The sequence below is a fragment of the Roseivirga sp. genome (genome assembly GCF_034669765.1).
Classification (GTDB): Bacteria; Bacteroidota; Bacteroidia; order Cytophagales; family Cyclobacteriaceae; genus Roseivirga.
In genome coordinates this window covers 202,598-229,326 of record NZ_JAXMOQ010000005.1, presented here as the reverse complement: position 1 = coordinate 229,326, position 26,729 = coordinate 202,598, and the positions used below count along the sequence as shown (strand labels likewise).

Below are 26,729 nucleotides of genomic sequence, written 5' to 3'. Positions count from 1 at the left end.
TTGAAAGGAACATGATGTTGTCTGAACAGAATATCTACCGTTTTTATAAATGAGCGATAGTTCAGTTAAACTAAACGTGTGTAAGGATCATCTAAGACCAGAAGAAGGAATTCGAGAAACCGCATGGGTTTCACTGTTTAAAAATGATCGTAATTCAGTGATTTTTAAACATTTCGGGTCTTTTTGGCTTTTACGTTAGTGGCTGCATATTTCTATATATGGAATTGCAGAGACAGTTATTAGCCCTAGTTTTGCACATATTTTAAAACAATTATAAAAAGAGTCATGAGAAAAAAACTCATTATTATCGGTTTGGTTGTAGTTACAGCTATCGTTGTTGCCCTCACCGTATTTAAAACGGACGCCATTGAGGACACTGCGGCATTATTTGCTACAGCTGAAAAAGGAGAATTTACAGTAGAGGTGACCACAACGGGTGAACTTTCTGCAGAAAAGTCTACAAAAATCATGGGGCCAACTGCCGCCAGAGATTACAATATTCGAAACATGACCATTATTAAGTTAGTGGAAGAAGGTACTATAGTAAAACAAGGTGATTACGTTGCAGATTTAGATAAGGCTGAGCTTTTTGAAAAAATTCAATCTGAAAAGGAACAGCTTGATGGTCAAATAGCAGAATATGAGAACGCTAAGATTGACACGGCTTTAACATTGGGTGGAGAGAGAGATAAGCTATTAAATCTTGACTATTCAATCGAAGAGAAGCAACTACAAATCGAGCAATCGCAGTATGAGCCACCAGCAACGGTGAAGAAATATCAAAATGAGTTAGACAAGCTTCTCAGAGACAAAGAGCGTGCTGTGGATAACTACCGTCTTAAGGTTTCTCAAGCGAAGGCCAATATGATCGAAGAAACAGCTGATCTGAATAGAAGAAAAAACAGATACAACAGTGGTTTAGAATTGTTAGAAAGCTTTACTATTTATGCTCCGCAAGATGGTATGGTAATTTATACAAAAGGGTTTGGAGGAGAGCGTATTGTTGAAGGATCGTCACTTAGTGGTTGGAGTCCTGAAGTAGCGGAATTGCCAGACTTGTCATCTATGATCTCTACTACTTTTATCAATGAAGTAGATATCAGAAAAGTTAAAATTGGGCAGCCTGTTCAGATTGGTTTGGATGCATTTCCTGATAAAAGACTTTCTGGGAAAGTAACTAGAGTAGCTCGCGTTGGACAGCAAAACCCAAATTCAGATGCGAAAGTATTTGAGGTGATTGTAAGAGTAAATGAAAGCGACAGTGAATTGAGACCGTCAATGACCACCAGTAATGTAATTGTTACTCAGAAGTTAGTAGATGTAGTGCACGTTCCTTTAGAATGTTTACATGTGTACAATGATTCTATCAACTATGTAATCAAGAAAAATGGCTCACTACAAGAAGTAAAAGTAGGGATGACCAACAGTAATGAAGCCGTTATTGAAATGGGTGTTGAAGAAGGAGATGTTTTGTACCTAAGTAAGCCTGATGCAGCTGATGGAAAAGAGCCTGTTTTGATTCCTGAGTTGAATGGAACTAGAATGCAAAAATACGAGGTGAACCCTAATGAAAACACTTTAGAAGACAATAGTAAGTGGGTAATGCCTGATGGCACACCAATGAGTCCTGAAGTAATTCAGAGATTGAAAGACCAAGGAATTACAGATCCATCTGAAATGACAAGAGGTGGTAGATCAGGTCAGCGACCAGCTGGAGGAGCTACTGGCGGTGCTGCTAGAGGCGGACGTTCAGGTCAACCAAATCAGTAAATTCAATTATGAATAAGCAGAGTTTATTATCTAATTTCTATATCGCACTGGAAGCAGTGCTTGCCAATCAGTTGCGCTCTTTGCTTACTGCTTTGGGAATCATTTTCGGGGTGGCAGCGGTAATCGCTATGCTTGCCATTGGTAATGGTGCTCAAAAGGAGATCTTAGAGCAGATTGAGTTGGTTGGGGTGAATAACATTATTATTCAACCGGTAGTAGAGCAAACGGAGCAACGAATAGGAGATTCTGACGAGAATGACAAAAAGAAGTTCTCTCCAGGTTTGAAGTTGCTTGATGTTGAAAGTATTCGTAATAGTGTGCCAGGAGTGGCAAGGTTGAGTCCTGAAATTCTATTGGAGACTTACATCATTAAGAATGGAATCAGAAGATCTTCAAAGTTAGTAGGTGTTGAGCCTAGCTATTTTCAAGTGGCCAATTTCGAATTGGATGGAGGCGAGGTCTTTAATGAAACTCAATTGAGAGTCGGAGCACCTGTCTGTATTATTGGAAAAGGGATTCAAAGTAAATTCTTTCCTCAAGAGAACCCTATTGGTCAAAAGATTAAGGTGGGCTCTCAGTGGTTGGAGGTAATTGGTGTATTGAAAGAAAGGTTTATTTCTGAAAAAGCCATAACCAACTTAGGTATTCGTGATTACAACATGGATGTATATACGCCAATCCAAACAGTTTTGGTAAGGTACATTAACCGTGATTTAGTAACAGGTTCTGGCCTAAAAAAGAGTTTTGGAGGCATGAGTATGATGAGTTTTGGAAGAGGAGGGAGTATTTCTATATCAAGCTCTTCATCTGACACTGAAGATCCAGCACCTTCAAACTATCATCAAATTGACCGTTTGGTGGTTCAGGTGAGCGAATCTGCTAAATTGAGTTCTACTGCCGAAGTGCTTTCTAGAATGTTAGAAAGAAGGCATTATGGAGTGATTGATTATGAAATCACGATTCCAGAATTACTATTGAAACAACAACAACGTACGCAAAATATTTTTAATATCGTGTTAGCCGCCATTGCCGCCATCTCACTTTTAGTAGGAGGTATTGGAATTATGAATATCATGTTGGCTTCGGTAATGGAAAGAATCAAAGAAATTGGTTTGAGACTTTCAATTGGTGCAAAATCTACTGATATTGTATCACAATTTTTATTTGAAGCTGTGTTAATTTCAGTAACGGGTGGTATTATTGGTGTGATTTTAGGTATTGCATTAGCTTTTGCTGTCTCTTCTTTAGCAGACTTCCCAACAGAGATTAGCTTTGCTTCAATCGCAATATCATTTGGTGTGGCTGCTACTGTAGGTCTTATTTTTGGGATTACTCCCGCTAGAAGGGCTGCAAGTCAAGATCCTATTACATCATTAAGACACGAATAAGATTCAAAAACATTATGAAAAAGGTCATTTTATTATCATTACTACTTATTGGTCTGGCTCAAGTATCCTTTTCCCAAGAAAAAAGAGTGTTAACTCTGGAAGAGGTGATTCAGTTGGCCAAACAAAACTCTAGAAGCGCGAAAACGGCTGAAACCCGAAGAACTTTGGGCTATTGGAGTTACGATGTATATAAGTCTCAATTGAAACCACAGTTGAGGTTACAGGGTACTTTGCCAAACTATACGAATCGTTCAACACCAGTAACTCAGAATGATGGCTCGGTTGCCTTTCGTACAGTTAATCAGAATAATTCAAATTTGAGTTTAGGCTTAGAGCAGGTGTTGCCATGGACAAATACTACGGTTTCATTTAATACTAACCTTGCGCGATTTGATGATTACGATGGAGATAGGAGATACTATCAAGGTGATCCTTTTGGTGTTTCTATTTCGCAGCCACTTTTTGCAGTGAATCCTTTTAAATGGGATAAGAAAACAGAACCATTGGCATACGAACAATCAAAAAGATCTTATGTGCAATCAATGGAGCAGACCTCTAAAACCGCAGCGAACTTATTTTTCAGGCTCTTAGTACAACAAAAAAACTTACAGATAGCAGAGCAAAATGCACAAGCGAATGATACTGTATTTAAGGTTGAGCAAGGGAGGTACAATATTGGGACCTCAACTGAAGACCAATTGCTGCAAACCGAGCTTGAGCTATTGACATCTCAAAGTGATGCCCAGCAGGCCCAATTGGATGTACAATCACTTTCTTTAGAGTTGAGAAACTATATTGGTCTGACTGAAAACGTTGACTTAGAGCTTATAGCTCCAATGGATGTGGCTGTTTTTGATATTGACTATGAAACTGCTTTACAATATGCTAAAGACAACAGGGCTGAATACTTAGATTTTCAATTGCAAAGACTGAATGCCGAAAGAACAGTGGCTGATGCCAGGGCAAGACGATTCAATGTTTCTGTATCAGCGTCTTATGGCTTTAACAGTGCGCAAACGAATGACTTAAGTGGAGTTTATGAATCAAATAATACTGCTGCGGGTTCTCAATTCAGATTGAATTTTAACGTGCCAATCCTTGATGGTGGAAGGAATAAAGCACGTGTGAATGTGGCCATGGAGCAGCAGAAATTAACTGAATTTACTGTGGATCAAAGTATGATCACGTTCGAGCAGGAGATTTCTAATGCGGTAAGAAACTTTAAGCAAATTATTGAGCAAATCACCTTGGCAAAGAAGAGTGAGGAAATTGCATTAAAGCGTTTTGAAATCACCAATGGAAGGTACTTGGCAGGTAAAGTAGATATTCTTACTTTGGCCAATGCTAGAACAAGTAAGGATGGAGCAATTAGAAGTTATGTTTTAGCTTTGCAGCAGTATTGGGATGCATACTATGAGTTAAGAACATTAACCTTGTATGACTTCAAAAATGATGTACTTTTATATAATGAACTTTTGGAATACAATCCAAAAACGGATTCAGTAATAGAGAAAGCTAAGAACTAAAAAAAAAAGCCCCGTAAGGGGCTTTTTACTTATAGACCAGTATAATTAAATGGACTGATTTGCATCAGTTCATTTTTTATTTCTGCTGAAATCTCCAGGGTTTGAATAAACTCCTTCATCACTTCAGCAGTGATTTTTTGATTCGTTCTCGTTAACCCTTTTAATGCTTCATAAGGTTTTGGATAACCTTCTCTACGAAGTATGGTTTGAATAGCCTCAGCCACTACGGCCCAGTTGTCTTCTAAGTCCGCATCAATCGCACTTTGGTTCAACTCCAGTTTCTTAATGCCTTTTTCAAGTGATTTTAAAGCGATTAGCGTATGCCCTAATGGCACTCCGATGTTACGTAATACCGTAGAGTCAGTTAAGTCCCTCTGTAGTCTTGAAATCGGTAGTTTAGCAGAAAGGTGCTCAAAGATCGCATTGGCGATTCCCAAGTTTCCTTCGGCATTCTCAAAGTCAATTGGATTCACCTTGTGTGGCATGGCCGAAGAGCCCACTTCACCTGCTTTAATTCTTTGTTTGAAGTAGTTCATGGACACATACTGCCAAACGTCACGAGAGAAATCGATGAGGATGGTATTGATCCTTTTCAAGTTATCGAAAATGGCAGCAATGTGGTCATAATGCTCAATTTGCGTGGTTGGGTGGCTACGTTGTAAGCCAAGCGATTCTTTTACAAACTCATTCCCAAAATCAATCCAGTCAATTGCGGGGTAGGCCACATGATGTGCATTAAAATTACCCGTAGCACCACCAAACTTAGCGGCAAATGGGATATCGCCTAACAGAATCATTTGTTCTTCAATCCTACTGCTGAACACTTGCATTTCTTTACCCAATCTGGTTGGAGAAGCTGGCTGGCCATGTGTTTTAGCCAGCATAGAAATGTTTTTCCACGCCTCGGCCATTTCATTAATCGTGTTCTTCACCTCCAAGATTGAAGGCTCAATCACCTCGTGCATTGCCCTTTTCAATGACAAAGGAATGGCAGTGTTGTTAATGTCCTGAGAGGTTAAACCGAAATGAATGAACTCTATATGGTCAGTAAGACCTAATGCAGTGAATTTATCTTTCAGGAAGTACTCCACCGCCTTTACATCATGGTTGGTTGTTTTTTCAATTTCCTTGATGCTAAGCGCATCCGCCTCAGTGAAATTGGTGTAGATGGCCCTCAGTGAATCAAATATTTTGTGATCGACACCAGATAATTGAGGAAGAGGAATTTCGCACAAAGCAATAAAATACTCCACTTCTACTTCAACGCGGTATTTAATCAAGGCAAATTCAGAAAAATATTCTGTCAGTGCATTAGTAACCCTTCTGTAGCGTCCGTCAATTGGTGAAATTGCTGTGAGTGTATTCAAATCCATGTTTTCGGTTTAAAAAGAAAGGGCAAAGATACAAAAATGTACGGGCTTGAGCCTTCATTTTTGTAACTCTTCCCTCATTTCTGTATCTAATTTGGCAGAACAATTCATAGTTCAACAGATGATGATTACTTTTGCATTCTTTTAAACTACTTTCTACGCATTGGTGTTGTTACACTGACAATTTCTATAAACAGAATTTAAAGCATGGCATTCGGATTATTCAAAAAAAAGCAGACAGAGAAAAGTGAAATCCCTTCGGTGAAAGCCGGACATTTGAACGTAACAGTAAAGGAAGTAGTAAACGAAACGGCTGATGCCATTAGCATTTATTTTGAACAACCTGATTCTGGAACTATTCAGTATAAAGCAGGTCAGTTTTTTACGCTTATTGCTAACATTAATGGAAAGCAAGAGCGCAGAGCATATTCGCTTTGTACTTCCCCCTTTGTTGATCAATACCCTGCCGTAACAGTTAAAAGAGTAGAAGGCGGTTTAATGTCAAATCACCTCGGTGATAATTTGAAAGCCGGAGATGTAATGGAGGTGTTGGAACCGATCGGTAATTTCGTCACTACTTTTGATTCAAACAACGAAAGACACATTGTGCTTTTTGGTGGAGGAAGTGGAATTACGCCATTGATGTCAATTGCCAAGTCAGCATTAAGCCAAGAGCCTAAATCTATGGTTTCCCTTATTTATGCCAACAGAGATACTGATTCCATTATCTTCAAATCAGCTTTAGAAAAATTAGAGTTAGACAATTCTGATCGATTTAAAGTGATTCATGTATTAGGTGAAGCGCCTTCAGAATGGAAAGGATTTACAGGCTTCCTTACTCAGGAAATAATAAAGCAAACGCTTGAAAGCTTACCTCAAATGGCTTCTGATCAAACGGAGTTCTTTATGTGCGGTCCAGGTCCAATGATGGATATTGTAGAGGCATCATTATCGAACCTGAATATTCCAAAAGCTCAGGTGCATAAGGAAAGTTTCACCTCGGATGCAGGTAAGAAGAAGGAGAAAGCTGCCGTAAGTAATGAAATAATAGCACGAGAAGTCACCGTAATCTATGACGGTGAGGAATTCAAATACACTGTTGAGCCTGGGGAAACCATTTTAGAAAAAGGCTTGGAAGAAGATATTGATTTGCCTTTCTCTTGCCAGAGTGGGCTATGTACCGCTTGTCGTGGGAAATGTGTTTCTGGAAAGGTGAAAATGGACGAAGATGAAGGCCTTTCTGAAGCGGAATTGAATGAGGGTTATGTACTTCCTTGTGTGAGCCATCCGCTTACTGAGGATGTAGTCATCGAGATTGGCTAAGAAAAAATCTCATTTTTTCAGAACTTTTGGTAGAGATGTAGGTCTTATATAATGTAGCTTTAGATTGATTGTCTAATCTGCATTTCCGACATTCATAAAAACTAATATTGTAGCCTAGCTACTATGATATGAGCATTTCTACGAAGCAGACTATATCTCAAACTTCATTTCTGGAGAACTACTTGAAAGTTAGGGCTTTGACTAATGAACTTTGCGAGCCCCTACAGCCAGAAGATTTTGTAGTTCAGCCAGTGGTCGATGTAAGTCCACCAAAATGGCATTTGGCACACACCACATGGTTTTTCGAAAACTTTATACTCAAGCCTAATATGGCCGACTATCAAGTATTCGATAAGGATTACCATTTCCTGTTTAACAGCTATTATGAAACTGAAGGTGATCGCTGGATTCGCTCTGAGAGAGGTGTTTTGTCGCGTCCTTGGGTTAAAGAGATTATGGCTTATCGTGCTTATGTAGATGAGCACATGAAGCAGTACCTCGCTGACGGACAGGTGATTTCAGATCATATATTGGAAGTGCTTACCATGGGGCTCAATCACGAGCAACAACATCAGGAACTACTTGTCTACGACCTTAAGCATATCCTCGGAATCAATCCGCTTTTCCCCGCCTATAAATCTTTTCAGTCTCAAGAAATTCAGCCTAATCTTGAAGAGAAATTTCTCGAAGTAGAAGAAGGAGTTTATACCATTGGTTACCAAGGAAAGGATTTCTCTTTTGATAATGAGAAAGGCGTTCACAAGGTTTTTCTACATCGCTACCGAATTCAAGACCGATTGATTACCAATGGTGAGTTTATGGAGTTTATTGAAGCTGGTGGTTATCGAGACTTCAACCATTGGCTAATGGAAGGTTTTGAATGGGTGAAGAAGGAGAACATACGAGCTCCTTTTTACTGGCTAAAGCAAGATGGTGCTTGGAAACATTATACGCTTGCAGGCTTGGAAGATATCAACCCAAATGATCCCGTAAGCCACGTGAGCTTTTATGAGGCAGATGCCTTTGCCAAATGGAAAGGCAAGCGTTTGCCCACTGAATTTGAATGGGAAGTAGCCTGCAAAATGCACGAGCCTGAAATTCCTGAGACAGCCAATTTTGTGGATGAACGAAATTTTAGACCCATGCCAAGGCAGGGAAGGAACACCCAATTTTACGGAGATGTCTGGGAGTGGACAAATAGTGCTTATTTAGCTTATCCCTTTTATGAAAAGCCAGAAGGCGCACTAGGAGAGTACAATGGTAAATTTATGATCAATACCATGGTGCTCAAGGGTGGTTCTTATGCCACCAGCCGCAATCATATACGCCCCACTTACCGAAACTTTTTTCACCCACATTTACGTTGGCAGTTCACGGGAATCCGACTAGCAGAAAATTTTTAACCAATGAGCGAGACAACCGCTATACTTTCAACTTTTGCAAAAGATATTCATTCAGGGCTTAGCTCAAATCCTAAATGCCTTTCGTCTAAATATTTTTATGATGAAACGGGCGATCAGCTTTTTCAAACCATTATGGGCTTGGAGGAGTATTACCTTACTCGTAGTGAATTCGAAATTTTTGATCAACAGAAGAAAGAAATTCTTAAGAGCTTTTTAGGAGAAGATACAAGCTTTAACCTTGTTGAATTAGGTGCTGGAGATGGTACTAAAACCAAAGTGTTGCTAAAGTATTTTGTAAGCCAAGGAGTTGACTTTTCATATTCACCAATCGATATTTCGCAGCATGTATTAGATGTACTTTCTGAAGATTTAGGGGAGTCAATCCCAAAGCTACAGGTGAATGCAATTCAAGGTGATTATTTTGATGCATTGGCCAAACTCAATGAAAACCATTTTCAGAAAGAAGTAGTCTTATTCCTTGGTTCAAATATTGGTAATTTCTCGAACGGGTCTGCACCAAAGTTTCTAACAAGGCTGGGAGATAATTTGAGTACCGGAGATCTTCTCTTTATCGGTTTTGATTTAATGAAAGACCCAAATGTGATCTTGAGTGCCTATAATGATAAGTTGGGAGTGACTAAAGAGTTCAATATTAACTTGCTCAGAAGAATCAATAAGGAGCTTGGTGCTAATTTTGATTTAGAAGGCTATGAGCATTTCCCAACCTACAACCCGATTACAGGTGAAACCAAAAGCCATTTGGTAAGCAATAAGGCACAAGAGGTTTTTATCAAAGCCACAGGTGAAACCTACTCATTTGATGCTTGGGAGGCCATTCATACAGAAGTTTCTCAAAAATATTCTCTTAAAATGATCCATCAATTTGCCGAGCAAGCAGGTTTTAAAGTGATCAAGAATTTCACAGACAAGAATAATTTTTATGTAGACGCGCTTTGGGAGAAAATCTAAAGGGGTTTAAACTGCTCAAAAGCCTGATTGCAGTTATGGCAGAAATGCAGTGATCGGCAAAGGGCTGGGCCAAAAGGCGTTTTCATTTCTGTATTTGTACTGTCGCAGTTAGGGCATTTTGAATGCTCCAATAAATCAATATCAACAATAAGATTATGTTTCGGTGGCGGGGCCAGACCAAACTTCTTTAGTGCAGCCCTGCCTTTATCGGAAATCATATTAGAATTCCATTGAGTTTTGAAAGAAAGGTGAACATCGAAATCGTCAATTCCATTTTTTTGAAGCGTTTCTTCAACGTCCCTTTTCATGTAATCCATTGCAGGGCAACCCGAAAAGGTAGGGGTCATGTTTACTTTAACCTTCCCAGAATCTTCAATTTCAATTCCGGTAATTACCCCCAAATCGTTTAACGAAAGCACAGGGATTTCAGGGTCCATGACTTCATCGAGCCATGACCTAATTTCTTCCACTGATATGTCTTTCGTTTTACTCATTTTATTTCCACAACCCTCTTTACAGGTTTAAGTTTTTCCCAAATGACAAATGACAAATGACAAATGACAAATGACAAATGACAAATGACAAATGACAAATGACCTCTTTACCAGTCAGCGGTAGGGTCTAAATTAAACACTTCCGACATTTCATCTAGTAAAGGCTGAAGGTTGTCAGTGTGCTGCCCGTAGCGACCACCATAAATAGGTTGGATGCCTTTCAAATCTGGCATTTTTAGACTCGTTTCTTTTAGAATGGCCGTGATTTGTTCGATCCACTCTTCTTTAATTGCTGCCTCGCCACTGAAGATATCCTCCTTGATTAATTCAGCTTCGAACTTAGAAGGCTCGAAAATACCCAAGGCATAAGGCATGGCTTCCTCTAGCGAATTCTGGAGTCTAGAGACGCTTTCTTCGGTAGCAGAACCCAATTGTTTCATCCAAATTTTAGCATGCATGGTGTGATACTTGATTTCACCTTTTATCTTTTTGGCCAATAGTGCCAAAGGCTCATAAGATGAATTTGCCAAATGTGTAAACCTGATTTGTTCCGCCATATCGAACAAGAAATGCCTGATTAAGCTGAAATCATATTCACCGTTCGGTAATTCCACTAACTGACAATTATGGAACTGGTCTGCATTTCGCATAAAAGCCACCATATCTGGTTCAGATTCGCCAAGCTCATGGAGCAGCTTGTATATCTGCCAACTTTGGCCCACTTTGTCTTGTGCCATTGATGAAAAGGCTATGTCTTCTTCTAGTAACGGCCCAAAACCCGTCCATTCTGAGTTACGATGGCCTAAAATTAGCTGATCATCAGCCATTTTATAAAGTAAATCTTTGAGTGCTTCGGTGTTCATATTTAGGCTTGTTGTTCCTTAAATGCTTTAATCTTATCGCCCGCTTTATAGTCAATAGCGTCTCGATATTTTTTTTCTTTCAATGTGTCCCAAATGTCCCGGTCGTCTTCATCAGAAGCTAAAATATGTTCTGACTTCACAATCCAAACATTGAATACAGGCTTATCTGATTGGAAATCTGCTTTTGCTTTTGCCAGCGCATCTTCATAATCTTTGGCCATTACACTGCCTTCGTATTTGTGGTGCTTGCCTCTCTTTGCTAAATGGAAAACCTCGAAGCTGTCGCGATCTACTCCACTGGGTTTCACGCATACCAAATTGTATACATCTTCACCATTATCGGTATAATCCGAAACCTTTATGTTTTCGGTTTTCACCACACACAAAGCGTTGCAAAACATACCTCTACGGCTGTATTGTTCTTTGGCAAAAAGGAAAGCCATTTCTTCATTGGGGGCGTGAATGGACCCTGCGTGTTCAAAAGGTTTTCCTTCTTTTGTTTCTATAAATGCCTCGTAGGTTTCGAATTGATCAAGTTCACTTTTTTCAATGATTTCTTGATCAGTCGATTCGCTAATGCCCAATCGTGTTACCCGTGGGTCTAAAGATTTTAAGTTCATGCTAATGGTTTACGCAAGTGGGGCTACATATTTTGCTTTTGGCGCTAATAAGGCTTGTCGAACCCATGCGCCTCTTTCTTCGGCTACACGCCTAACAGCCAAGCGCTCTTTGTTACAAGGCCCATCTCCATTGATTACTCTTTTGAATTCTTCCCAATCTGGTTCCGTGAATTGCCACTCACCTGTTTCTGGGTCTTTTCTTAATTTTTCGTCAGGAAGGGTTAAACCTAGCTCCCAAATTTTTGGCACATACATGTCCAAGAATTGCTGGCGACATTCATCGTTAGACGACATCTTCACTTTCCAACGCATCAAAATTTCGGAGTGAACAGAAATCTTATCAGAAGGACCAAAGAAGTGCATCATTGGCGTCCACCATCTGTTGAACGCTTCTTGCATCATTTCGCGCTGCACTTTTGTGCCCGTGGCCAAATGAATTACACAGTGGTGACCGTATTTTAAATGGAAAGATTCTTCGGCACAAATTCTTTCTAAGGCGCGGCAATAAGGGCCGTAACTTCCTTTAGAATTGGCAATTTGATTTACGATTGCTCCGGCATCAACCAGCCATGAGATAAAGCATGAATCGGCCCATGTAAAGGCAGGGTAGTTAAATATGTTCGAGTACTTCGATTTGCCATTGATCAAATCAGTGATCATCTCTTCTCTCGGTTTACCCAAAGTTTCGGCAGCGGAGTAAAGCAACTGGGCGTGCCCAACTTCATCCTGCACCTTCGCCATAAGGGCAAGTTTTCTTTTAAAACCAGGGGCACGGGTAATCCAAGTACCTTCTGGTAAAGCCCCGATAATTTCCGAATGGGCATGTTGCTCAATCATTCGGGTCAGTTGCTTTCTATACAATTGAGGCATCCAATCTGAAGGCTCAATTTTCTCGCCTCTGTCGATTCTTGCTTCAAATTCTGCCAGTTTTATTGGATCCTCGTCAGTGAGGGCCGTAGCTTTCATGGCTTCGAATGAGTTTCCACCTCCGTACATATTAATTATTATTTAGTCCGTTCAACAATAGGCCCGATAGTCTTTTCCCAACTTCTTCTGGACTCAAACTACCATCAGGCTTATACCAATTGTGAGTCCAGTTTAACGAAGAAAGAATGGTCAGCATCATGAATTTATCATCTACTAGCTTAAATTCGCCAGTGGCCATTCCATCCTTTAATATCTTTTTGAATCTCCCTTCATAGTCATCGCGCATGGCTAAAAACTCACTTAGGAAGGGTTCACTCAAATGCCTCCATTCATTAAAGAAAACCGCAGAGGCATTCGTGTCTTTCGTAATTACTTTTATATGAGCGATCATGGCTTTTTCCATTTTCGCAGCATTGCCACCAGTTTCTTGGTCTACTTCCTGCCATGCACTATAGAATTCTTCCGCCATGCGAAAGCAAATACGCTGCAGAATTTCTTCTTTTGACTTGATATGTGAATAAAGACTTGCGGCTTCAATTCCCAAATCTTGCGCTAAATTGCGCATTGAAGTTGCAGCATAGCCCCTAGTCTGAAAAAGAGTGGTTGCTTTTTCTTCTATTTGTTGCTTTCTGCTTTTCTTTACGACAGTTTTCATTTGCTGCGAATATAAACATACTAACGTTCGTTAGCAAGAGATTGTTATTACCCACAATTTACACAAACCATGCAATTGAACGACCCTAATTTTGATAAAAGTGCATTCATCAAAAAGCTTGAGACCACTATCTATTTAATGTTTGTGTTACCTCTTGCTTTTTTTGGTTATGCCTTTTTGGAACGTGAAGCGAGCGGAGAACTACGATCTGTATTTTATGAGAACCCGGATATCATGTTTCATGCTGTAATGGCTGCTGGTATTGGTTACGTATTGATGAGAACCTTGACGACTTGGAAAAAGGATGCGCTTAAAGTTTTAAAGCAAATACCAGAGTTGGATATGAAGTTAATAAAGCTGCGGAAATCTATTCTTTATAGAAATCTAATGTGGTCTTTTGGTGCTATTATTGGCGCTTTTGGTTTGTACGAGAAAGGGGATATGGTTTATGCACTTGTGTTCAGTTTGTTCTTGGTTTTAATCACCGCTAATCGTCCGAGCCCAAAATATTTCGCAAACTTCTTTGGCTTGAAGGGAGAAGAGAAAAAGTGGATGGAAGGGTGAGCTGAGAGAGCGTCTATTGCATGTGCATGGAAAAATTACAGGCAAAAAAAGGCCGAATAGATTGCTCCATTCGGCCTGATGTTCATTAAGATTTTCTTTTAGAAAGTTACGCCAATTGTAATTGGGTTGAGTTCTGGGCCTTTTCCGTTTTCGAAAAGTTCGTTAAAATCATAAGTCATAAACATATCGAAACCGTTGATGCCTACTTGAAGCCTAGCGCCATACCTAAAGTCATTTACAAAGAAACCACCTTTGCTTTTTATTTTATCTCGGTCGCCATTGGTGCGGTCTATGTATTTGGCTTTGTTGCCTAATCGCAGGCCAGCATAGGGGCCAACTCCAATTCTGAAGCCTGTTCTGTGGCTAAACGAAACACGCACATCGTCTTCCTCATACTTTCTTACAATTCTCTTCCCTCGGCTAAAGTCGAACATAGGCACCGCTTTTACATTGAGGTATGATACTTTGAGTTTGCTTTTTAGGGCGCTTCCAATATTGGTTTCTTCTACAAAGTTGAGCTGACCACCGTTCGGGTCTAAACGCGTTGCTGAGTTTTCGAACTTGTAATTATACCAGCTAAAACCTCCGCCCCAATCTAAGTATAATGGGCCACTTACATAGGTAGTGTGGTTCCAGTTTAGGCCTATATAAACAGAACCTAAGGGCTTTACTTGATAAAGATCGCTGGAAGATGGGAAGCTTCCGTTGTTCAAATAGTTGTTGAAGCCAATTTCGAAATCAAGACTTTTTAATGTGCCGTGATCGTGTTGTTCAATGTATTCGAAATTTCTAGGTCTATTGCGTCTCGATCTCCAATCTGAATCCCAATCATCTTCAATTTCAAGGTTGATTCCTAAGAAACCCATGCGTAAGTAAAAGTCATTGTCGTTGATGAAGATACTGTTCGAGTTCTTTTTTGGGATACTAACTACTGTATCTAAGCGTTCGAGATCATCGTGTCTACCCCACATCCATTGGGCGCTGAGGCTCTGATTTACCAAAAGGAATCCTATGGCAATCAATAATATGTTGAATTGCTTTTTCATTTTTGTTGTATTTTATTCTGAGTTGTTGTTTTAAAAAATCACCCCAAAAGTTACAGGGTTAAGCCTTGGTGCGTTTGCTTCTTCTTCAAATAGTTCTGAGATGTCATAGTTGAAAAATAGATCAAAGGAACTCCATCCCATTTGGGCACGCAAACCATATTTGAATGGATTAATGTAAAGGCTGTCTTTGAATTTATCTTTCTGACCATCGCCATTCAAATCGTCATACTTGTATTTGGTGTGGCTACTGATTCTGTAGCCAGCATATACTCCGGCACCTATTCTGAATGAGTTGTATTTACCGAATGAGAAGGTTGGAACAAGGTGAACATTTAGGTGCATCATATTAATTTTACTTTTCTTACCTACTCGATCCATCCGTTCAACAAAATCAACTGATTTGTTGGCGCGATCAACTATCATTTCAACTCTCGTGTTTTCAAAGCTTAAATCTTGAATACTAGCACCAATGCCCCAATCTAGATAAAGTGGGCCTAGAATTCTTGTTGCATGATCAAAGTTAAGTGCAGCATACCACGAAGTGAGCGGGTTAAGTGTGAAAAGCGCGTCACTGCTTGGTAAGTCTCCGTCTTGTAAATAGTTGTTTAAACCAACGTAGATGTTCACAAAACTCTGAGTTCCTTTTCTTGGATAATATCTGTCGGAATCATACCTCCCGTTATTTTCCTCTAATGAGTTGTTTAAAACCTTTGGATTGTACTTGGCTTCAGGAACAGATTTAGAAAAATCCCATTCTGAGTTTTCCGTACCTCCTAGGTTGAAAGTTGAGGTTTTCGGCCCAACTTTCAAGTCTTGATTCAGGTACGCTTCGTTTTGAGCTTTGGCTAGGCTGCTGCTCAATACGACCAATAAGAGCATACCTATGACTTTTGTTGTAGTAATTGTTTTCATATTTCGAGTTGTTATTTTTCTTGTTTGTTATCTGGAGATTTTGTGTCGCCTTCACCTTCAGGGTCTACTCCATATTTGAGCTCATTGGCTACAAATTCATTCTTTGTGGTTCTCAAATCAGATAAGGTTTCTTTGGTTTTGCTCACGCCTTTGGCAATGCTGATCAATCCATCCATCATGCTGAATTTCTTCTTGCGTTGCATGTCAATCTCAAAGGATTCATCAGTGTAATCTTTTAATGTTAGTGGCATTAATTTTAAGTAATTGAAATCAACTGAAGTATTGACGGACAGGGTTTGAGTAATATCAATTTTATCTATGTTGATGATCACATGCGATTGATCAACCGATTCAATAATATCAATAGTTGGTTTAGTATCGACCTGTGCGGTAAGCTTTGTTGGTGCAGTGATTTGCTGCGGCTGAATGATTTGAATACTTGGGTCAGTCTCTTTTTCATGAGATTGATCTTCAGTATTTTCTTTCTCTTTTTCAGAAGGGTCAATGCTTTTTTGGTCAGGTGTTTTTACACCTTCATTCTCCACTTCTTTCTTGGCTTGAAGTTGTTCAATGTCGGCACCTGATTTATCAGCTTGATTGATATATAAAACACCAGCAGTAAGTATGATTACAACACTTGCTGCTATACTTAACCAGAAGAAAGCACCTTTTTTCTTTTTGGCAAGATTGCCTTCTATTTGACTCCAAGCATTTGCTGGGGGTGCTATTTTATGGCTGCCTAGTTTTTCTCTAAAGAGATCATCTATTGGGTTACCCTTCATTGCTCATTAATTTAACTTCCATACTATCTTCTGCTTGAGCTAACATCTTTTGAAGATGTGCTCTTGCTCTGCTCAATTGGGATTTCGAGGTGTTCTCGCTGATGCCCAACTTCTCTGCTATTTCCTTGTGAGAAAAGCCTTCAATGGCGTAAAGGTTGAAAACGGTTTTGTAGCCGGTGGGCAGTAAGTCGATCATTTTGTGCAAATCTTCCACTTCTAGGTGGTTGTGTAATTGCTGGTAATCGGGTTCTCTTTCTGCTTTTTCAATCTCTACTTCCAAAAACATGCTTTTGTTTCTTCGAATGTAGGTCAGCGATTCGTTGACCATTATTCTTCGAATCCAGCCTTCGAAACTTCCTTCGCCAGTAAACTGGTCGATTTTTCGAAAAACTTTAGTGAAACCACAAACCAAAACGTCCTCTGCTTCTTGTAGCTCGATCACATACCGTCTGCAAACAGAGTACATCAACGGAGCGTACTTTTCGTACAGTTCGCATTGCGCCTTTCTGTCGCCCTTACGGCAAGCTTCTACAAGCTTTTCTTCAGATTTTGACTTTTTGATTTGAAGCATTTTTTGGTTGATTCACAAGGTAGATGTATGAATGTTAAATTTGGTTGCATGGCCCTGATAAAAAATTCTACTTAGAGGGCTTTTCTTACTTTATTGAAGCGTAAAGTTCTTGATTTATAAAGAATTAACCCAACACGCTTTCGGTGTGTTGGGTTAAAATTGTATGGTTTGAAATGAATTTAAAATTTAGTGACTGTTGCTGATCTGCCTTTGTCTCGAATGTTTAACTGTCCTTTTCCTTTGTAGCTGATTGAGGAAAAACCTTCGGCTGTAACGTTCAAGTCTTGATTTACATTAATCCGAACTCGACTCTCATTGTCGGTTTCTATTTCTGCTATTTCTACATTGGCGTCATAACCATAGAGTCTGGCGTCTTTTTGTAAAAGGGCTTCTAGTTTATTTATGTTGTTAGACAAATTTACCCTCGCTTCATCGGTAAGAAAAAGCTCCAATTCATCAAATTGGCTATTTAGGTTCACAATGGCATTATCGAAAACCCTGATGTTAATGAGCTCTGTACGGAAGTCTTCAATGTTTAAATCTACATTATTAGAAACCCGAATTCTATCCAATTCAGGAACAGTAATGGTGATTTCCATATTTGAAGTTTCTTCTTCGTCCAATTTGAAGTCTACCCTAGATAAACTCAGTTCGTTGTTAAAAATACGTAAATCAGGAGTGCTGAATTTTGTCTTGCTTGACACTTCCATTTCATACTTATCTCCCTTCACTAAATTTACTTTAAAGCTGCTGCTTAGTTTCAAGCTTGAGAAATCATCAAGGTCGAATTTCTGTGTATTCGATTGAGCACTACCGTTACTCAGCGCTTCTTCTGATTCGCAGGTTAGGCATACTAAATCACCATCCTGAAAAACCCAAGTGTTATTATAGGCTTGTCTCCAGCTGTAGCCATACCTGAAGTATTGCAGAATCGAACGCATTCCTTCACTTATTTTGAATGGTCTACCTTCAGGAATAAAGAATGTAATATCTGCTTCCTGGGCTCTGAACTCTACCTTTTCAGGGAAGGTCATTTCCGAATCAAAAGTGATTGTATTGCCTTCAACTTTGTATCCGTAACTAAGCTCTTGAGCTCTTTTTTCAGCATCATCCAAACTTCTGCCTCTTGCCCTAAAACGCTTTTCTACCCTAAACTGATCAGAATCACTCATTCGAATGTCTAGGTCAGTAAAGTCAGAAGTGTAAGTATCATTGTAAGAATAGTAAGAATTATTATCCCATCTGTAGCCCCTTCTCGTGAAATGGCCATATCGAACTTCATTCATGCTAAGTGTTACCGTGTCGGCCGCTATTTCAAAATCTTCAGCAACTCTATAAATACCTTCATCTCTGAAGTCGCGCACTACATTCGGTAGCGTGGCAAAGGTGCCTAGAATGGCGATGAACCAAATTCCCAAAATACTCCAACCCACTGCTGGGCTCATGACTCTTCGCTTTGCTATAATTGTTATGCCAGCGATAAACAAATAGAGCATTGGAATAAATGCGGTGACGAATAAGAATATTAACCCCATTTCGGGAACCGTATTTCTAAACATTTCTATTGGGAAATAGGCCAAATCACTATCCCAAAAAAACCAGTCTCCATTGTAAAGCCCCATAAATACGCCTGTGGCTACTAATAGTGAAATCATTACAGATAATGCTGTGGTTGAGATTATTGCGCCTGTGATAATACGTATTACGGCAACTAGGAAAAGCATAAGTGGAGCGAAAGCACGTCCCAGCCCAACGAATATTTTACCGATTAACCGGAAAGGAAAAAGTAAAACTTTGGTAAATGTACCTTCCCCTTTTGGTTCAAAGTCTGTTGTTTTGCTCTTCTTATAGTTGGTGTCTATGTTCGACAAAGTAACTGGCTCACCTTTCATTTGCATTTTGTCGGTAAGTGAGTTTGCCTCTGGCGTTATAATCCATAAAATAATATAGAGTATCAAGCCTGTTCCAAAACCAAAAAGCAAGACTAGAAATATGATTCTAACAACCATGGTGTCAATATTAAGGTAGTTGGCCAAACCAGACGAAACCCCCCCAATTACTTTTTGATCAGGGTCGCGATAGAGTTTTTTCAAATTCTTGTTTTCGACTAAGTTGGTACTCCCAGGAGTAACGGCCCACATGATGAAGTAAGCAATGAAAACAATGCCACTCAATGGCCCTGCGAATACTAAACCAAAGGTGACTGCAAGTATTCCAACCCTCATCCATAAGGGATCGAAATTATAATAATGAGCAATTCCAGAAGCTACACCGCCTAAAATTTTGCGTTGCAAATCACGATAAAGCCTCTCCGTTTTTTCATAACCGGAAGTACTTCTACCTGATGAAGCGCTTTGACGATCTTCTTTGGTTTTCTTTTTCTTTTCTTCTTTTTTAGGAGCAGGCTCAAAATCATCCTCTTCCTCAATGGCCTCGAAATCTGAGATGTTTCCCATTGTTTTGATCAATGCGTTTACATCTTCAGCAGAAACAACTTGGTTGCCGTCCTGAAGCTTCTCTAGAAATATTTCAGCTACTCGGCCTTCTATGTCGGCTATGATTTCTTCACTGTCTTCGTAAGAAGAGAAATATTTATTGATGGAATCGAGGTAGTGTTTGAGGCTTTCGTAACCATCTTCCTCAATATGAAATATGATGCCACCTATATTTATGCTTATGTTCTTTTTCATGACGGCAGTATTATGAGTTGTTTTTTGTTATGATTTGAGATGCTGATTCGACCAATTGAAGCCAAGTACTACTTAAGCTATTTTTAAATTCTTTGCCCTCTTCGGTAATGGTGTAATATTTTCGGGGTGGGCCAGAGCTGGATTCTACCCATTTGTACTCCAGTAATCCCGCTTTTCTAAGGCGGGTGAGTAGTGGGTATAGTGTGCCTTCAACTACTATGATTTTCGCTGAAGTGAGTTCTTCGAGCATATCAGAAGCGTAAACTTCTCCTCTCGAAATAATATGCAGAATACAGAATTCGAGAATTCCTTTTCGCATTTGGACCTGAGTGTTTTCTAAATTCATCTCTTAACCTTTAAGATGTTCGACCTTTTCATATACAAACATACGTAAAAAGGTACTATGTGTTACATAGTACTATATAAAAAATATTTCCTCGTTTAATAAATTGTTAAAAACAGCTGTTTTGAGGTAGTCTGAATGTTTTTTGCTTACTTTGTGAAAGGGCATTAAAATATTTATGATACAGTTGAGTTCTATGTGTAACCTCAACTCCTATTATTAAATATGTTGAATTTTGATCATTGGAGGGATACGATTTACTCGTGAGAAGAAACCTTAAAAAGCTACAATGGGGGATGCTGTTAATTCCTCTATTTTTATATTCACCTAGACTACAAAGTCAAAATACGCCTAAATACAGCAATGAATTTTTGGCTATTGGCGTTGGTGCGCGAGCTTTGGCAATGTCCAATGCTATGACTTCCGTGGCGGATGATGCAACAGCGGCTTATTGGAATCCTGCTGCCCTTACCGATATTGAATACGCTCATCAGTTTACAGCACAACACGCAGCTTATTTTGCTGGAACAGCCAATTACGACTACATTTCTTACGCTGGAGCTATAGACTCCTATAGCCATTTTGCCTTGTCTATTATTCGGTTGGGAATTGATGACATTCCTGATACACGTTTTTTGTTCGATGACAACGGAAGGCTCAATTATGACAATATTGACTTTTTCAGTGCTCAGGATTACGCTTTTATTTTATCCTATGCCAGTTCTGTGGGGTTGATTTTTGGAAATGAATTTGGTCGAGGTTTGACTTTTGGGGTGAACTTTAAAGTAATTCGTAGAAAAGTTGGTGATTTTGCAGACGCTTGGGGTTTCGGGATTGATGCCGCCATGAAATACCGTCATTACGATTGGGACTTTGGGATAATGATCAGGGATGTGTCTACAACTTTTAATTCTTGGACAATTAACCAAGCTAACCTAGCAGCTATTTTCTCTCAAACGAATAATGATTTACCTGGAAACTCTCTAGAAATCACACTGCCTAAGCTTATTGCGGGTGCCTCACGAACTTTTCGTATTAATGAAAAAATAGGTGTACTAACTTCAGCCGATTTGGTGTTTAGTTTTGATGGTCGTAGAAATACTTTGGTCAAAACTGGTTTTGCCTCTTTCGAACCTCAACTTGGTTTTGAATTGGATTATGAAGATAGGTTTTTTGTGAGAATGGGTATTGGAAACTTCCAGAGAATAAAGGAATTCACGCGAGTGGATGGAGGTTCAGGACAAACCTATTGGGCTTTTCAGCCTAATATGGGACTGGGAATTAAACTCGATGATTTGGTGATTGATTATGCATTAACCGATATTGGAAATGTGGCTGAGTCACCATATTCTCATGTGTTTAGCCTGAAATACTCATTAGATGCCTTATCTGGCATGTATGCTAAGGATAAAAGAAAGGAGAGAGATGGGGAGGGTAAGTAAAGTCGCGTTTCTCTTCATTGCTAGTTTGATGATCATTTCTCAGGTGAGCTATGCTCAGTTGATTGGTAACGAGTGGATTAACTATGACCAATCTTATTTCAAAATAAAAACAGGTTCGGACGATATTTATAGGTTAACGTACGAGTCGCTTTTGAAATCAGGGTATAACTTTTCAGAAGCAGGTACGAATAATTTTAAACTATTCCACAGAGGTAAAGAAGTAGCAATTTCTGTGAATGATGGGGGAGATAGTGTGTTTGGTGCTGGCGACTTTATCGAGTTTTTCGGCAAGAAAAATGATGGTACTCAAGACACCGAACTTTTTAATTTTCCCGCCAATCAAATTCATAAATTTTATAACCTATTTTCAGATACAACCGCTTTTTTCCTTACCTCGTCTTCGGGCGCTGCGGGTAAAAGGATGGAGGTTTTGAATGAATCTAATGCTGGGCTTTCTCGAGTGCCCTCTCATTCAAATGAAGTCCTTCAGGTGTATACCTCTCAGTTTTCCTTTGGGCAATATTATCAAATAGGTAATCCAAGCGGTGAGGTGAAACTATCTCACTATGATCGAGGGCAAATGTTTGTTAGCGATACAATCATGAGAAATGAGTTTACTCTAAGAAGTGGGAAAACTTTTAGAGACTTCGTTATCAATAATGTGACTTTGGGTGTGAGTAGTCAGGGCACTCCGAGATTAACGGTACAAATTGTTGGCTTTAACAATCGGCTGCACAACACCTCAATCCATATTGGACCAGATACAGAACACTTAAGGACGATTTCACAAGATATACACCTGAATTATAGCAATTTTGGGACAGACACTAAGCAGATTGAATGGACAGATATTTCGTCAACAGGTCGGCTCGTTGTTAGGGTGGAGGCTGTAGGTTTTCCTGAAATACCCGATGATAGAGTAGCGGTTGGCTATATAAAACTTTCCTTTCCACAAGAGGTGGATGCCCAAGCACGTGATAAGCTCACTTTCAATTTGCCTGCAAAAGCAGGAAATAGCCTTTTGGAGGTGGAAAATGTAGTGGGTGAATCAGACTTATATGACATTACTGACTACCTGAATATTAGAAAGATAACCACTACTTTAACGGGTAGCAATTTGAGCGGTGTAGTCAGGTCTAATAATGAAATAAGGAAAATTTTTATGAAGAGGAGAAGTGCCTTCGTGACTCCAAAAATAGAAAAGGTGACCTTTAATTATGATGACGTTACCGATAATAATTATCTCATCATTTCACATCCGGAACTTAGGAAACCAGTGGCAGGACGCTATGATGACCCAGTTCAGGCTTACATAGATTATAGAAGCTCAATCGAAGGGGGGAATTTCAATGTGCTGTATGCCGATGTAACCAAACTTTATGATGAATTCAGTTATGGCGAGTACACTCCATTGGCCATTCGCAGGTTTGTACGTCATGTATATAACAATAGCAACCCTGAGTATTTGTTCATCATAGGTAGAGGTAGAAGGGTAGATAATCAGGTGCAAAGGTTACCTAATCCATTGGCCGTTTCTAGAAGGGATTTAGTGCCAACAATGGGGGCGCCAGGATCGGATATTCTGTATACTCAGGCTTTAGATGGTGTAGCCAATATTCCTACTATTCCAGTTGGAAGGTTATCTGTAAATATTTCTACCAGCGTAGCCAACTATTTGGATAAGGTCAAAGAAAAGGAAGCGACTATAAAAGATTCTCCATGGACCAAAAATATTGTTCATTTAAGTGGAGGGTTAACAAGTGACGAGTTAGTTCGATTTAAAGAATTTATCAAAGGCTTTGGTGATCAGGTAAGTGCCGATTATTTGGGTGCGAGCGTTAATAATGTTTCTAAAAACACGAATAACGCAGTTCAGAAATTCAATATTTCAGAGGAGGTAAATAAAGGTGTAGGGTTAATTACTTTTTTTGGGCATTCCTCTTCGAGTTTTACGGATATTGATATTGGAACGGTTTCCGACCCAAGTAATGGATATAATAATCAGGGTCGTTACACCGCATTTATAGTGAACGGGTGTCGCGGTGGAGAAATATTCGACCGAAGTTCTTTTGGAGAAGACTGGTTAGCTGCCGAAGGAAAAGGAGCTGTCAACTTCATTGCCCATACCGATGTAGGTATTCCCAATTCATTGCGAGATTATACGACTGAATTTTATAATCTATTGGCAGATACCTTATGGATGACCCAATCCATAGGTAATCTTCAGAAAGAAACCATTAAAAATTATTTGGCGAATAATTTTCAATTAGATCAAACTGATATTGCGGCAGTAGAACAGATTCTTTTACAAGGAGACCCCGCTATCCCTTTGTTTGGTCATGATAAGGTAGATTATATAATAAGAACTGAGGATATCTTTTTAAGATCCAAAGATGGAAGAGAGATCACTGCAGCTTCACCATTTTTCGAATTAGGCGTAATCGTCAACAATGGCGGTAGAACAAGTACCGATTCGCTGTCTGTTTCTGTAAATAGAAAACTCGATGACGGAACCGTGGTGAATTTGCCTTCTGTAAAAGTGAAGCCAGTTCGTTATCAAGACACTGTTTTCTATGAAATCGCAAATCAGGGATTAGATTTCTTTGGGGAAAATCGGTTCGAAGTAATTTTAGATGCCGAAGGCAGTGTGACCGAAGGTAGCGAGCTGAATAATAGTGCTGAAGCTTCATTTTTCTTTCCAGCAAAAGGAACATTTAATACCGCCCCTTTTAACTTCCAAACGATTAATACCACTTCGGTGGATTTGGTGGTACAATCTGCTGATCTTAAATTGAATGATAGGTCATATGTAGTGCAAATTGACACAGTCAATACCTTTGATAGCCCTTGGAGAAAGAATCAGATTTTGACAGGAAAAGGAATCAGCACTTGGAGTTTGGACTTAATAGCTCCAACCGTCAATGACTCTATTCAATACTATTGGAGAAGTGTTTTTCAAGATGAACAAATTATTGACCCTATTCCTTGGTCAAACTCTACCTTTACATATATAGAAAATAGTGATAGAGGTTGGGCGCAAACAGAATTTGATCAGCTAGAGAGTCTAAGGTTAAGTTCTGTGGCTAAAAGTGAGGATAATGAGGTTTGGGTGTTTGCTGGAACGAGTACCAGCATCGAAATTGAAACTTATGGTTCGGAGCACGCGAGTGGTCAGCGTGCTTCTGATGTAGTCGTAAATATAAATGGGCAAGCCATTATTCCCGCTAACCCGTGTAACCTAAGTACTTTCAATGCGATTGCTTTTAATAAAGACAGTGGTCAACCTTACTTTGTGCTTCAAACCGATGGCGTTTTTGACGAAAATGATCCGCTCAAGTGCGGCAGATCTCCAAGCTATATCAACTCATTTACCAATCAGGCATTGTCGGATGTGAATGTTTTGCCTGCGCAAAGTTTGATGCGCCAATATGTTGACGGTGTTGACGATCAGGACTTTGTGCTTTTCTTTTCCGTAGGTCAATTGACTTATAACACTTGGCGAACCGATGTACGTGACGATATGGAACGAGTAGGAGCAAGCCGGTTTACAATCAATGGATTGCAAACGGGGGAACCTTATATTATGTATGGTAGAAAAGGTCAAGTGGCAGGTCAGGCGCAAGAAGTGGTTGGCGAACCGATTGGGGCAGATGATAATGCTCGAAAAGCAAGAATTACTTTTGATGCTGCCATTGTAGCCAGTATTGATAGTGGAAGTGTTCAGTCACCAACAATTGGCCCAGCTACTGCTTGGGGTAGATTTACCAAGGATATTCAATTGGGCTCTACTGACGAAATAATATTCAATATAGTGGGGGTGGCACCAAATGGCACGGAAACTATACTGTTTCCAAATATTGCTTTTGACGATGCTGACTTAAGTGCTGTTGATCCCGTAAAGTATCCATACCTCAGGTTTTATGTAGTAATGAAAGATAAGGCGTTGGCCACTCCTCCACAGCTTAAAAGCTGGTCGATTTCATTTGCGGGTGTTCCGGAAGGTATAGTGTCATTACAGAATAATAAGAATACTAACATTGAACTGGACGAAGGAGAACCATTTAATGCCCTGTTTAGGTTCACTAATATTTCTGAATATGATTTTCAAGGGCCACTGGAAGTACGTTATATTTTGCGAAATCAAATTACGGGAGAAGAAGTAACTGCTACCATTGAGATCCCTGCTGTAGCCGCAGGCCAGTTTGTAGATTTCTCTTTGCCTGTTGACACCAAAGGAAAAGTGGGGCTGAATGACCTGCAAGTGTTTGTCAACAATGGAGGAGAACTAGAGCAGTACTTTAATAATAATGTAATAAGGCTCGAAAGTTTTTTCAATGTGCTAAGAGACGAGACCAACCCCGCCATTGATGTTACTTTTGATGGGGTCAATATTTTAGATGGAGATATTGTTTCACCAAGGCCCTTGGTGGCCTTAGAATTAAGAGATAATAACCAGTTCCTATTAAAAACCGACACCCTTGGAGTTGAAATTAAGTTGGGTTCCGCTTGTGACGGATGCCAACTAAACCGAATCAACTTTTCAGACCCGAATGTGACCTTTACCCCGGCTAGCGAAAACTCTAATTATAGAGTCCAGTTTCAACCAGCAGGACTTGAGGATGGTGTTTACTCATTGCAAGTAGAAGCGACCGATGCTTCAGGAAACCAATCAGGAATTGGGCCTTATACTATTACTTTCGAAGTAATCAATGAGGCTACCGTTACCAATTTCTATCCATATCCAAATCCTTTTTCAAGTAGTACAAGGTTTGTGTTTACACTGACAGGATCAGAAATTCCTGATCAGGTAACCATTCAGATTTTTACGGTTTCAGGGAAAGTGGTGAGAGAAATTACCCAAGATGAACTCGGGCCAATCCGCATTGGAAATAATATTACCGATTACGCATGGGATGGCAAAGATGAGTTTGGCGATCAGCTTGCCAATGGTACTTATTTGTATCGTGTAAAGCTTAAAGCCAATGGTCAAGATTTGGGTGCTCGCGTTACCAAAGGCGACAGAGGCTTTAATAAACTGGGTTTTGGTAAGTTGGTTATTTTGAGATAAAAG

21 protein-coding genes are annotated in these 26,729 nt (G+C 39.6%); 9 read left to right on the top strand and 12 right to left on the bottom strand.

Annotated features, from left to right (window positions below; all coding sequences use genetic code 11):
- Window positions 1-285 precede the first annotated feature (285 nt).
- From VOI17_RS11860 to VOI17_RS11850, 3 genes are read left to right on the top strand one after another with little or no spacing between them, the layout of a single operon-like run.
- Window positions 286-1,770 carry an efflux RND transporter periplasmic adaptor subunit gene (locus VOI17_RS11860; RefSeq protein ID WP_323757438.1) on the top strand — a complete coding sequence of 495 codons (1,485 nt, stop codon included), beginning with the start codon at window positions 286-288 and terminating at the stop codon, window positions 1,768-1,770.
- 8 nt (window positions 1,771-1,778) lie between these two features.
- The gene (locus VOI17_RS11855) at window positions 1,779-3,158 is read left to right on the top strand and encodes an ABC transporter permease (protein ID WP_323757437.1); all 1,380 of its coding nucleotides are present in this window, start codon (window positions 1,779-1,781) and stop codon (window positions 3,156-3,158) included.
- Window positions 3,159-3,172: 14 nt separating this feature from the next.
- Entirely contained in the window at window positions 3,173-4,684 is a 1,512-nt protein-coding gene (locus VOI17_RS11850; RefSeq protein WP_323757436.1) for a TolC family protein, read from the top strand.
- A 29-nt stretch (window positions 4,685-4,713) separates the two neighbouring features.
- Here the strand turns inward: VOI17_RS11850 and purB are convergent, their stop codons facing one another.
- The gene (gene purB / locus VOI17_RS11845) at window positions 4,714-6,057 is read right to left on the bottom strand and encodes an adenylosuccinate lyase (RefSeq protein ID WP_323757435.1); all 1,344 of its coding nucleotides are present in this window, start codon (window positions 6,055-6,057) and stop codon (window positions 4,714-4,716) included.
- Between the two features lie 204 nt (window positions 6,058-6,261).
- Here purB and VOI17_RS11840 point away from each other — a divergent pair, with 204 nt between their 5' ends.
- From VOI17_RS11840 to egtD, 3 genes are all read left to right on the top strand, one after another.
- Window positions 6,262-7,377: a ferredoxin--NADP reductase gene (locus VOI17_RS11840; protein WP_323757434.1), complete on the top strand. Its 1,116-nt coding sequence runs from the start codon at window positions 6,262-6,264 to the stop codon at window positions 7,375-7,377.
- Between the two features lie 128 nt (window positions 7,378-7,505).
- Entirely contained in the window at window positions 7,506-8,780 is a 1,275-nt protein-coding gene (gene egtB, locus VOI17_RS11835) for an ergothioneine biosynthesis protein EgtB (protein ID WP_323757433.1), read from the top strand.
- 3 nt (window positions 8,781-8,783) lie between these two features.
- Window positions 8,784-9,749, top strand: a complete 966-nt coding sequence (gene egtD / locus VOI17_RS11830; RefSeq protein WP_323757432.1) for an L-histidine N(alpha)-methyltransferase — start codon at window positions 8,784-8,786, stop codon at window positions 9,747-9,749.
- On the opposite strand, the gene paaD is transcribed toward egtD, so the two are convergent.
- From paaD to VOI17_RS11805, 5 genes are all read right to left on the bottom strand, one after another.
- Window positions 9,746-10,243 carry a 1,2-phenylacetyl-CoA epoxidase subunit PaaD gene (paaD, locus tag VOI17_RS11825; RefSeq protein WP_323757431.1) on the bottom strand — a complete coding sequence of 166 codons (498 nt, stop codon included), beginning with the start codon at window positions 10,241-10,243 and terminating at the stop codon, window positions 9,746-9,748. The genes egtD and paaD overlap by 4 nt on opposite strands.
- A gap of 107 nt (window positions 10,244-10,350) precedes the next feature.
- Window positions 10,351-11,106 (bottom strand): 1,2-phenylacetyl-CoA epoxidase subunit PaaC, encoded by a 756-nt coding sequence (paaC, locus tag VOI17_RS11820; protein WP_323757430.1) that lies wholly within the window; start codon window positions 11,104-11,106, stop codon window positions 10,351-10,353.
- 2 nt (window positions 11,107-11,108) lie between these two features.
- The gene (locus VOI17_RS11815) at window positions 11,109-11,726 is read right to left on the bottom strand and encodes a phenylacetic acid degradation b (protein ID WP_323757429.1); all 618 of its coding nucleotides are present in this window, start codon (window positions 11,724-11,726) and stop codon (window positions 11,109-11,111) included.
- 9 nt (window positions 11,727-11,735) lie between these two features.
- Complete coding sequence (gene paaA, locus VOI17_RS11810) at window positions 11,736-12,722, bottom strand: 1,2-phenylacetyl-CoA epoxidase subunit PaaA (RefSeq protein ID WP_323757428.1); 987 nt, start codon at window positions 12,720-12,722, stop codon at window positions 11,736-11,738.
- A gap of 1 nt (window position 12,723) precedes the next feature.
- The gene (locus VOI17_RS11805; RefSeq protein WP_323757427.1) at window positions 12,724-13,308 is read right to left on the bottom strand and encodes a TetR/AcrR family transcriptional regulator; all 585 of its coding nucleotides are present in this window, start codon (window positions 13,306-13,308) and stop codon (window positions 12,724-12,726) included.
- Window positions 13,309-13,377: 69 nt separating this feature from the next.
- Here VOI17_RS11805 and VOI17_RS11800 point away from each other — a divergent pair, with 69 nt between their 5' ends.
- The gene (locus VOI17_RS11800; RefSeq protein ID WP_323757426.1) at window positions 13,378-13,872 is read left to right on the top strand and encodes a hypothetical protein; all 495 of its coding nucleotides are present in this window, start codon (window positions 13,378-13,380) and stop codon (window positions 13,870-13,872) included.
- A 98-nt stretch (window positions 13,873-13,970) separates the two neighbouring features.
- Here VOI17_RS11800 and VOI17_RS11795 read toward each other — a convergent pair whose 3' ends face one another.
- The 6 genes from VOI17_RS11795 to VOI17_RS11770 all read right to left on the bottom strand — a co-directional run bounded on the left by VOI17_RS11795 (window position 13,971) and on the right by VOI17_RS11770 (window position 20,219).
- The gene (locus VOI17_RS11795; protein WP_323757425.1) at window positions 13,971-14,918 is read right to left on the bottom strand and encodes a hypothetical protein; all 948 of its coding nucleotides are present in this window, start codon (window positions 14,916-14,918) and stop codon (window positions 13,971-13,973) included.
- Between the two features lie 30 nt (window positions 14,919-14,948).
- Window positions 14,949-15,830, bottom strand: a complete 882-nt coding sequence (locus tag VOI17_RS11790; protein ID WP_323757424.1) for an outer membrane beta-barrel protein — start codon at window positions 15,828-15,830, stop codon at window positions 14,949-14,951.
- An 11-nt stretch (window positions 15,831-15,841) separates the two neighbouring features.
- The gene (locus VOI17_RS11785; protein WP_323757423.1) at window positions 15,842-16,612 is read right to left on the bottom strand and encodes a hypothetical protein; all 771 of its coding nucleotides are present in this window, start codon (window positions 16,610-16,612) and stop codon (window positions 15,842-15,844) included.
- The gene (locus VOI17_RS11780) at window positions 16,602-17,183 is read right to left on the bottom strand and encodes a sigma-70 family RNA polymerase sigma factor (RefSeq protein ID WP_323757422.1); all 582 of its coding nucleotides are present in this window, start codon (window positions 17,181-17,183) and stop codon (window positions 16,602-16,604) included. Before VOI17_RS11780 ends, VOI17_RS11785 begins: the two co-directional genes overlap by 11 nt.
- 179 nt (window positions 17,184-17,362) lie before the next feature.
- Window positions 17,363-19,873 carry a PspC domain-containing protein gene (locus tag VOI17_RS11775; protein ID WP_323757421.1) on the bottom strand — a complete coding sequence of 837 codons (2,511 nt, stop codon included), beginning with the start codon at window positions 19,871-19,873 and terminating at the stop codon, window positions 17,363-17,365.
- A 10-nt stretch (window positions 19,874-19,883) separates the two neighbouring features.
- Window positions 19,884-20,219 (bottom strand): PadR family transcriptional regulator, encoded by a 336-nt coding sequence (locus VOI17_RS11770; RefSeq protein ID WP_323757420.1) that lies wholly within the window; start codon window positions 20,217-20,219, stop codon window positions 19,884-19,886.
- A 239-nt stretch (window positions 20,220-20,458) separates the two neighbouring features.
- Between VOI17_RS11770 and VOI17_RS11765 the strand changes: the two genes are divergently transcribed.
- Together VOI17_RS11765 and VOI17_RS11760 are read left to right on the top strand one after the other, a co-directional pair.
- Window positions 20,459-21,658: a hypothetical protein gene (locus VOI17_RS11765; protein ID WP_323757419.1), complete on the top strand. Its 1,200-nt coding sequence runs from the start codon at window positions 20,459-20,461 to the stop codon at window positions 21,656-21,658.
- Window positions 21,615-26,726, top strand: coding sequence for a C25 family cysteine peptidase (locus tag VOI17_RS11760; protein ID WP_323757418.1), 5,112 nt, complete (start codon window positions 21,615-21,617; stop codon window positions 26,724-26,726). The genes VOI17_RS11765 and VOI17_RS11760 overlap by 44 nt, the downstream gene beginning before the upstream one ends.
- Window positions 26,727-26,729: the final 3 nt, after the last annotated feature.